Origin of the sequence: Bradyrhizobium sp. 164 (assembly GCF_023073715.1) — a bacterium.
In the GTDB taxonomy this organism is placed as follows: Bacteria; Pseudomonadota; Alphaproteobacteria; order Rhizobiales; family Xanthobacteraceae; genus Bradyrhizobium.
The window spans coordinates 1-9,540 of sequence record NZ_JADPKA010000086.1; the positions used below are offsets into that span (position 1 = coordinate 1).

The following is a 9,540-nucleotide window of genomic DNA, read 5'->3' on the forward strand; positions in this document are numbered from 1 at the left end:
TGCAGATAGTTGCGCTCAATCGTCCGGTCATAGCTGTTGTCGCGCATCGGATCGTCCTCCGCTGGAGCGATCCAATCAGCGAATTAGTGAACATGCACAATTGCGAGGAGCCCTTGCGACGAAGCAATCCAGACTGCCACCGCAGAACAATTCTGGATTGCTTCGCTTTGCTGACGGTGAGGAGAGAGTTAGCCCCTCACCGGCAGCGTCACCACGTCATACCCATGCCTGATCGTTCGCTTCAGCACGGGATCTTCCAGCTCGAATTCGAACCGGTCGGCAGGGCGGATGCCGCCCTTAGCGGCGAAGGTGCCGCCGAACATTGCGCAGCCGTCGGGCAGCTTCCCGCCCGGAAAGCCGCGTGCGATGAGCTCAGTGACCGGGAGCATGGCATCGAGGGTGCCCTCCTGATAGAGCATGCGCTCGCCGTCGATCGTGGCGTAGGAGCGCAGGATCATCTTATCCCAATGGCCGACGACGTCCTCGAGCTCCCACAGCGTCGACGCGATCGGCTTGTCGCACATCTGCTTGGACACTGTGACGTTATAGGCCTCGACCTTGCGGTCGGTGTGATCGGAGCCGCAGCCGACGAAGATGCGGCCCTGCCACCCGAGCAGCACGAACTCGACCTCGCCGGACGAGTCGCCGCCGGTGCATTCGATGCGGTCTTCCATCGTCAGCCGCCGCGCCGAGACGCGATAGTAGATCGGCGTTGAGGCCGGCCGGGCGATGCCGACGGCCTCGAGCTCGGCGATGTGCTTGTCGCGCGCGACCGGATCGCGGCCGGTCCAGCCGGCGATGAAGGCCTGGTCGATCGCCAGCGTCAGCGGCGTTGTGGTGTCCTGGGCGTCGACGGTGAAGGTCAGGTCAAACACGGATTACGGCCTCCATGCCGGCAGCAAGTTCGAAGATGCGGCGGTCGGTCCCGCCCGCCCCCGCCAGCATCAAGCCGACAGGAACGTGGCCCTCGCGATGCGCAGGCAGCGAGATGGCGCAGCCGTCGATCAGGTTGATCAGGCTGCAATTACGCAAGGCGCGGATATTTTCGCGGGCGAATGCCTGGTCGTCGGCGAGATCGGCGATTTTCGGCGGTGTGTTGGGCGTCGTCGGCAGCACCAGGGCGTCATAAGGCGCAATCCGTGCATTGACGCGGGCGATCAGCGAGCGCCGCTCGTTGAGCAGATCGATGTAATCGGCCGCGCTCTGCACCTCGCCGCGCATGATGCGCACGGCGACCCTGGGATCATAGACGTCGCCCTTCGCGGTGATGAGATAGCGATGCCAGGCATAGCTTTCGGAAGCTGCAAAGCCGCCTTTGGCGTTCATCGGGCCGATGTCGTGGAATTCAGCCATTTCGATGCGCTCGACCATGGCGCCGTGATCGGCGAGCGCCTTCAGCGCGCGCTCGAAGGTCTCGGAGACCTGTGCATCGAGGTCGTCGAGCGCGATCGTGGTCGGCACCGCCAGCCGCAAGCCCTGGATCGGCCGCGGCTTGAGCGGAACGATCGGCTCGTTGGCCAGCACCGCGTCGAGTATGGCACAGCAACTGACCGATCGCGCCAGCGGCCCGATGCTATCGAGCGAGAACGACAGCGGCACCGCGCCGTCGAGCGGCACACGGCGCTGCGTCGGCTTGTAGCCGACGATGCCGTTGAAGGCGGCCGGAATCCGGCAGGAGCCGCCGGTGTCGGTGCCGAGGGCGCCATGCGCCATGCCATCGAGCACGGACACTGCCGCGCCCGAGGACGAGCCGCCGGGCACATGGCCCTCCGCCCGGTTCCATGCGCCCTTCGGCGTCCCATAGTGCGGATTGATGCCGATGCCGGAATAGGCGAACTCGGTCATGTTGGTGCGCCCGATCACGACGAAACCGGCTTTGCGCAGCCGGGCCACTGCGACCGCATCCTGCTCGGCCGGTGAGGAATCGTCGAGCGCGCGGGAGCCGGCGCGCGTCACCTGGCCCCTGATGTCGAAGAGATCCTTGATCGAGATCGGGATGCCGGCATAGCGCGACGGCGCGGCCTTGGCCTTGCGCAAGCCGTCCATCGCGTCAGCGGCCGCGAGCGCAGCATCCTTGTCAACATGGATGAAGGCGCGCTGGCCTTCGCCGGCCGGATCGGCGATCCTGGCGATGCACGCCTCGACCAGCTTGCGGGAGGTCGTGCGGCCGCCTTCGAGGTCTCCGGCGAGCTTCGCCAGTGTCGGAAAATCGGGCATGTCTGTCTCACGGAATATTGGCGCGCGCAATCTATAGCGCCGGCCGAGGTCGACACAAGCATTGTGCGCATGATGGCATGCATGCGCATTGCTGGACCGTTGACGCACTATAGTCGATTGTCGCATCAAGATCGAAACAGGCGGGCGCGAAGCCTGTCTCTTGGGAGGAGCTGCCGATATGGCCGAACCGCAGCGCGCGCGACCGAAACCGACGCCAGAGACCCAGCATTTCTGGGACGGCACGAAGGCGGGCGAATTGCGCCTCCAGCGCTGCGACGCTTGCGCGCATATCTACTTCCCGCCGCGCCCGTTCTGTCCGTCCTGCGCCTCGCGCAAGGTCTCGGTGTTCAAGGCGAGCGGCAATGGTTTTCTCTACAGCTACGTGATCAACCACCGTCCCGCTGCGCCCGGCTTCACGCCGCCTTACGCCATCGCCGTGGTCGAGCTCGATGAGGGGCCGCGAATGATGAGCAACATCATCGACTGTCCGCAGACGCCCGAAGCGCTCGAGCTCGACATGAAGCTCGAGGTCGCCTTTGAGAAGCTCGACGACAACATCACCCTTCCCGTCTTCCGTCCGGCGAAGGGCTAGGCCATGCGCAAGAACCAGGTTGCCGTTGTGGGCGCGGCCGAGACCACCGAGCTCGGTGTCATCCCCAACGCCTCGCAGCTCCAGCTCCACGCCGACGCGGCGCTCAATGCTATCGCCGATGCCGGGCTGAAGCTCTCCGACATCGACGGCTTTGCGACTGCGGTCGAAACGCCACAGCAGGTCTGCCATTATCTAGGCATCAAGCCGACCTGGGTGGACGGCACCTCCGTCGGCGGCTGCTCCTTCATGCTGCACGTGCGCCACGCGGCCGCGGCGATCGAGGCCGGTCTGTGCAAGACCGTGCTGATCACCCATGCCGAGAGCGGCAAGTCGATGATCGGCAAATTGCCGCGCTCGACGCCACCGGACAGCCTCAACGGCCAGTTCGAGGCGCCCTATGGGGTCTACGGCCCGCCCAGCATGTTCCCGATCCCCGTGCTGCGCTTCATGAAGACCTACGGCATCACGCACGAGCAGCTCGCTTCGGTCGCGGTGGTGCAGCGGGAATGGGCGGCCAAAAATCCGCGCGCGATGATGAAGGAGCCGATCACGGTCGCGGACGTGCTCAACTCGCGCATGATCGCCTATCCGTTCCGCCTGCTCCAGTGCTGCCTTGTCACCGACGGCGGCGGCGCGCTGATCCTGACCTCGGCCGACCGAGCCAAGGATTTTCCGAGGAAGCCGGTCTACATCATGGGCACTGGCGAGAGCGTGGAAACACCGATGGTCAGCCAGATGGAGACGTTCAATTCCTCGCGCGCGTTCAAGACCGCAGGGCCCCTCGCCTTCAAGGAGGCCGGCATCGCGCACAAGGACGTCGACCATCTCATGATCTACGACGCGTTTGCACATCTGCCGCTGTTCGGGCTCGGCGACCTCGGCTTCATGCCCTATGAGGAAACGGGCAAGTTCATTGCGGACGGCAACACGCGGCCTGGGGCTAAGCTGCCGCTCAACACCAATGGCGGTGGTTTGAGCTATATGCATTCGGGCATGTACGGCATGTACGCGCTCCAGGAGAGCGTGCGGCAGATGCGTGGCACCGCGCCGGCACAGGTGCCGAACGCGAAGGTCTCGGTGTGCCACGGCGTCGGCGGCATGTTCGCGGCGAGTGGCACGATCGTGTTTACGAACGAGAGGTAAGCCCTCGTCGTTCCGGGATGGTCCGAAGGACCAGACCCGGAACCTCGAGATTCCGGGTTCGTGCTTCGCACGCCCCGGAATGACGCAGACAACAGGAGAACACACGCATGAGCAAATCACTGCAAGACAAGGTCATCATCGTCACCGGCGCAGGCCGCGGCATCGGGCGGGAGATCGCGCTGCTTTGCGCCGCGGAAGGCGCTAAGGTCGTCGTCAACGATCCCGGCGCCGCCGCCGACGGCGCCGGCTCGAACACGGCGCCCGCCGAAGAAGTGGTCGAGGAAATCAAGAAGCGCGGCGGCACTGCCGTTGCCAATTTCGAGTCGGTGGCCGAAGCCATTCCCGCGAGCAAGATCGTGAAGACCGCGACCGATCATTTCGGCCGGCTCGACGGCGTCGTCAACAATGCCGGCATCCTGCGCGACATGATCTTCCACAAGATGAGCGTGGAGGCCTTCGAAGCGGTCATCAAGGTGCATTTGATGGGCTCGTTCTATGTCTCCCACGCCGCGGCGCGGATCTTCCGCGAGCAGGAGTCGGGCTCCTTCGTCCATTTCACCTCGACCTCCGGCCTGATCGGCAATTTCGGCCAAGCCAACTATGCCGCCGCCAAGCTCGGCATCGTTGGCTTGTCCAAGTCGATCGCGCTCGACATGGGCCGTTTCAACGTCCGCTCCAACTGCGTCTCGCCGTTCGCCTGGACCCGCATGATCGGCACCATCCCGACCGAGACCGAAGCCGAGAAAGCGCGGGTCGAGAAGATCAAGCAGATGGGACCGGAGAAGATCGCCCCGCTCTGCGGCTATCTGCTGGGCGATTCCGCCAGGGACGTCACCGGGCAGATCTTTGGCGTGCGCATGAACGAGATCTTCCTGTTCAGCCAGAACCGTCCGATCCGCTCGGTGCAGCGAAGCGAGGGCTGGACGCCGCAGTCGATCGCGGAACACGGCATGCCGGCACTGAAGGGGTCGTTCTACAAGCTGGACCGCTCGGCCGACATCTTCACCTGGGATCCCGTCTAGCTGGATTCCAAGCTATTGCTGCATCGCGGTCTCCGGTTGTTCGGCCGGGATCGCCCGCTTTACGCCCGATTGCAGGCGGATGGTTTTCCTCCCAACAAAAAAATGGGAGGCGACTATGACGAAACCACTGACCATTTCTGCCGAATCCAGCGAACCCTCTCTCGCGCGCCGCACCCTGTTGAAGGGCGCGGCGGCCGCAGTCGCGGCGACGGGCGTTACCATGAACGCGGCCTTGGCAGCCTCCGTCGCGCCCTTGGGCCAGACAGGCGCGCCGACGAGATCGACGGCGCCGTTGCCCTTGGGACCACTGCCGGGCAGCCGCTATCCGGACTCCCACTTGGAATCCGCCAAGAAGGGGCCGCCATCCTTCGGGCCCTCCGGCTTTCCCGCCTTCGCCGGCACCATGGCCGTCGAGCGGGTCGCCACCGGCTTCCGCTGGGCCGAAGGTCCGGTGTATTTCGCCGCGGGGCGCTACCTGTTGTTCAGCGACATTCCGAACAACCGCATCATGCGCTTCTCCGAGGATGACGGTCACCTCAGCGTCTACCGTCAGCCCTCCATGAACTCGAACGGCAACACCATCGATCGCGAGGGACGCCTGATCACATGCGAGCATAGCGGTCGGCGCGTGACGCGGACCGAACTCGACGGCTCGATCACCATCATCGCCGACAAGTTCAACGGCAAGCGGTTGAACTCGCCCAACGATGCGGTGGTGACGGCCGATGGCGCGATCTGGTTCACCGATCCTGCCTACGGGATCGGCGGCTTCTATGAGGGGATCAAGGCCGAGCCCGAGCAGGACAAGAAGAACGTCTACCGGGTCGATCCGAAGTCCGGAGAGGTCAAAGTCGTCGTCGACGATTTTGTGGAGCCCAACGGGCTCGCTATCTCGCCGGATGAGAAGAAGCTCTATATCTGCGACACCGGGTTCACCGATGGGCCGGACAACCCGTCCCATATCCGCGTGTTCGATCTCGACGTGACCGGGGGGAAGGTGTCGAACAGCAAGGTCTTCGCTGAAATGCCAAAACCGAGCATCACCGACGGCGTCCGCTGCGACACCGAAGGACGGGTCTGGTGTTCGGTGGGCTGGGGCGACCCGAACGAAGACGGCGTGCGCTGCTATACCCCATCGGGCGAATTGCTCGGCAAGATCCATATTCCGGAAACAGTCGCCAATCTGTGCTTCGGCGGCCAGCAGCGAAACAGGCTGTATATTTGCGGCTCGACATCGCTCTATGCCGTCTACACCAGCGTGCAGGGCGCCATGAAGCCGTGAGATAGTGCCGTCATTCCGGGGCGGCTCGAAGAGCCGAACCCGGAATCTCGAGGTTCCGGGTTCGATGCTTCGCATCGCCCCGGAACGACGACGTCAACCCGTATTCCTCAAGCCAGCCGAGATGCCGTTGATGGTGAGCTGGATCCCGCGCAGCACCTGCTCGTCCGGGTTCTGCGCGCGATGCTCCTTCAAGAGCTCGACCTGGACGTGGTTGAGCGGATCGAGATAGGGGAAGCGGTGGCGCACCGAGCGCTCCAGCAGCGGATTGCTTTGAAGCAACCGGTCCTGGCCCATGATGTCGAGCAGCGTTTCGATGCAGGAATGCCATTCGCGGCGGATGCGGCCGAAGATTTTTTCCCGCAGGGCTTCGTCCGGCACGAGCTCGGCATAGCGCGAGGCGATGGCGATCGAGCTTTTCGCCAGCACCATGTCCATGTTCGAGAGCAGCATGCGGAAGAACGGCCATTCCTGGTAGAGCTCCTTCAGGAACGGCATGCCCTTGTCGGGATGCTCGGCGATCCACTGCTCGACCGCGCTGCCAAAACCGTACCAGCCCGGCAGCATCAGACGGCATTGCGCCCAGGAGAACACCCAGGGAATGGCACGAAGGTCCTCAATCGCGCGCGTCTTCTTGCGCGAGGCCGGGCGGCTGCCGATATTGAGCGTCGCGATCTCGTTGATCACGGTCGATGACCAGAAGTAGTCGACGAATCCATCGGTCTCGTAGACGAGGCCGCGATAAGCCCTGAAGGCAAGGTTCGACAATTCGTCCATCGCGGTCAGATATTCGCGGCGCGGCGCGCTCTGGCGCGGATTCAGCAGACTCGCCTCCAGCGTCGCTGCGGCGAGGATCTCCAGATTGTAGCGGCCGACCTCGGCGTTGGAATATTTCGACGAGATGATCTCGCCCTGCTCGGTGATGCGGATCTGGCCGTTCACGGCACCGCCGGGCTGCGCGATGATGGCATCATAGCTCGGACCGCCACCGCGACCGACCGAGCCGCCGCGGCCGTGGAACAGGCGAAGGCGCACGCCGTGGCGCTCGAACACGTCGACGAGGCCGATCTCAGCCTTGTAGAGCTCCCAGCCCGAGGTGACGAAGCCGCCATCCTTGTTGCTGTCGGAATAGCCGAGCATGACCTCCTGCACGCAGCCGCGGCTGTCGACGAGGCGGCGGTAATCGTGCAACGACAGCATGCGGTCCATGATTCCGGAGGAGGCCTGCAAATCCTCGATGGTCTCGAACAGGGGGACGATATTGATGGCGCTGCGGCCGGAGGGATGGACGAGGCCGACCTCCTTGAGCAGCACCGCGACCTCGAGCATGTCCGACATGCCCTTGCACATCGAGATGATGCATTGGGGAATCGCGTCCGAACCGAACTTCGCATGCGCTTCCGCGGCAGCATGGAACACGTTGAGCTCGCCCATGGTCTCGTCGCTGTACTTGACGAATGGCGAGACCAGCGCGCGCGTCGAGCGTAACTCGTTGGTGAGCAGCGAAATGCGGGCGTCCTCGCCGAGCGCGAGATAGGACATGCCGGGGTTGGCAGCATCCATCAGCTCGGCAATGGTGCGCTCATGCACGGCAGAGTTCTGGCGGATGTCGAGCCGCGCCAGATGGAAACCGAAGCAATCCACCGCGCGCCGGAGCAGCCGCAGCCGGCCGCGGGCGATGACGCGGGCATTGTTCGAGATCAGCGAGCGGTGCAGCACGTCGAGATCGGCTTGCAGCTCCCTGACGCTCTCGTAAGGCTTGCCCTTGCCGACCGGCCGCCGCGTGATCTCGACTTCCAGCTTTTCGGCGGTCGCGGTAAGGCGCGCATAGATGCCGGACACCGCGAGGCGATAAGGCTCGCCGCTTCGGTGTGGCGAAGTATCCGGCGAGCGTTCCGCCAGCGTGCGCAATTCCTCGGAGACATCGGCGAGATGCGCGGCGATCGACAGCTCGGAGCCGAGCACGTGCAGCTCGTTGAGATAGAACTGCAACACCCGGCTGGACTGCAGCCGCAGCGTGCCGCGCATGACGTCGGCGGTGACGAAGGGATTGCCGTCGCGGTCGCCGCCGATCCAGCTGCCCATGCGCAGAAACGAGGCGAGCTCGCCCGCCGCCTGCTCGCCGCCCTCCTCCAGCCGATCTTCGAGCGCGTTGATCAGGCGCGGCACCTCGCGCAGGAAGGTGTAGTCGTAGAACGCCAGGCCGTTGGCGACCTCGTCGAGCACCGTGAGCTTGGTCCGCCGCAAAAGGTTGGTCTGCCACAGCGTCAGCACCTCGCGGCGGAGCTGCTCGTCGCTGGCGGCGGCCTCCTCGGCGGTCAGGGCGACGCGCTCGCGGCGATCGAGCAGGGCTGCGATCTCCATCTCGCGGTCCATGGTGCTCTTGCGGCGGACCTCGGTCGGGTGCGCGGTCAGCACCGGACTGACCAGTGCGGTCTTGAAGAAATTGCGCAGCGCGTCGGGGCCGATGCCCGCCGCCTTGGCATGGACGAGCGTTTCCGCCAGCACGCCGGAGCCGCCGTTCTTGCCCGCGGTGCGGGCGCGCATCTGCCGGATGTTGTTCTGGTCCTCGGCGATGTTGGCGAGATGGGAGAAATAGCTGAAAGCGCGGACGATCCGCACGGTCTCGGAGATCGACATGCCATCGAGGATCTGCTCGAGCTCGCGGCGGGCGAGCCGGTCCTCGTCGCGGTGGAATCGGATCGAGGTCTGGCGGATGCGCTCGACCAGTTCGAACAATTCGGCGCCCTCCTGGTCGCGCACGGTATCGCCCAGGATGCGCCCGAGCAGGCGGATGTCGTCCCGCAGGCGCGCCTCCGCTTCCATCGCCTGGACATCCTCGGGACGGTTGGGGCGATGCTCGGTGGCGTCGGATGGTATGGTCTGGAGGGACATGGCTCGCTCCTCGGTTCGAGCTCGCTTGGATGCCCGGCACGAGCGAGTGTGCGATATTTTTCTGCCGCAGTGCAAGATGAACTTGGTGGCGGCGCGGCAACATGGCTGACCGTGGCAGGATGGGTCTTGCAGAGCGGCGCGCACACGTTCTCGGTCTCGCGGCGCAGGCGCCCGAGGTTTGCTATCCGTCTTCACCCTCATCGAGAAGAGAGGGCGCAGGGAAGGCCGGGCGCCGGCTGGCACCCAGGGTCCGCACGCGAGAAACGCACGCGGGGTGACCACAGGTGACGCCGGGACATCCCGGCCTTCCCTGCGCAATGGTTTTACGGCTTATGGCGCGCTCTTGTGTCTGGGAAATCTGCCAGAATGTGCAAACGGGCGGTTCTCGCAAA

General features: G+C 64.5%; 7 protein-coding genes. 4 read left to right on the plus strand and 3 right to left on the minus strand.

The genetic code is table 11. From position 1 onward, the window contains the following. Positions 1-188 precede the first annotated feature (188 nt). Entirely contained in the window at positions 189-875 is a 687-nt protein-coding gene (locus IVB01_RS27170; RefSeq protein WP_247276047.1) for a DUF2848 domain-containing protein, read from the minus strand. Beyond that, on the minus strand, positions 868-2,217 hold the full coding sequence (locus IVB01_RS27175) for an amidase (RefSeq protein WP_247276048.1): 1,350 nt from the start codon (positions 2,215-2,217) through the stop codon (positions 868-870). Before IVB01_RS27175 ends, IVB01_RS27170 begins: the two co-directional genes overlap by 8 nt. A gap of 178 nt (positions 2,218-2,395) precedes the next feature. Here IVB01_RS27175 and IVB01_RS27180 point away from each other — a divergent pair, with 178 nt between their 5' ends. The 4 genes from IVB01_RS27180 to IVB01_RS27195 all read left to right on the plus strand — a co-directional run bounded on the left by IVB01_RS27180 (position 2,396) and on the right by IVB01_RS27195 (position 6,256). Then, positions 2,396-2,809 carry a Zn-ribbon domain-containing OB-fold protein gene (locus tag IVB01_RS27180; RefSeq protein ID WP_247276049.1) on the plus strand — a complete coding sequence of 138 codons (414 nt, stop codon included), beginning with the start codon at positions 2,396-2,398 and terminating at the stop codon, positions 2,807-2,809. A 3-nt stretch (positions 2,810-2,812) separates the two neighbouring features. After that, on the plus strand, positions 2,813-3,952 hold the full coding sequence (locus tag IVB01_RS27185; protein ID WP_247276050.1) for a thiolase: 1,140 nt from the start codon (positions 2,813-2,815) through the stop codon (positions 3,950-3,952). Between the two features lie 107 nt (positions 3,953-4,059). Next, entirely contained in the window at positions 4,060-4,974 is a 915-nt protein-coding gene (locus IVB01_RS27190) for an SDR family oxidoreductase (RefSeq protein WP_247276051.1), read from the plus strand. Positions 4,975-5,089: 115 nt separating this feature from the next. Continuing rightward, positions 5,090-6,256 carry an SMP-30/gluconolactonase/LRE family protein gene (locus IVB01_RS27195; RefSeq protein ID WP_247276052.1) on the plus strand — a complete coding sequence of 389 codons (1,167 nt, stop codon included), beginning with the start codon at positions 5,090-5,092 and terminating at the stop codon, positions 6,254-6,256. Positions 6,257-6,349: 93 nt separating this feature from the next. Here the strand turns inward: IVB01_RS27195 and ppc are convergent, their stop codons facing one another. After that, positions 6,350-9,148, minus strand: a complete 2,799-nt coding sequence (ppc, locus tag IVB01_RS27200) for a phosphoenolpyruvate carboxylase (protein ID WP_247276053.1) — start codon at positions 9,146-9,148, stop codon at positions 6,350-6,352. Positions 9,149-9,540 lie beyond the last annotated feature (392 nt).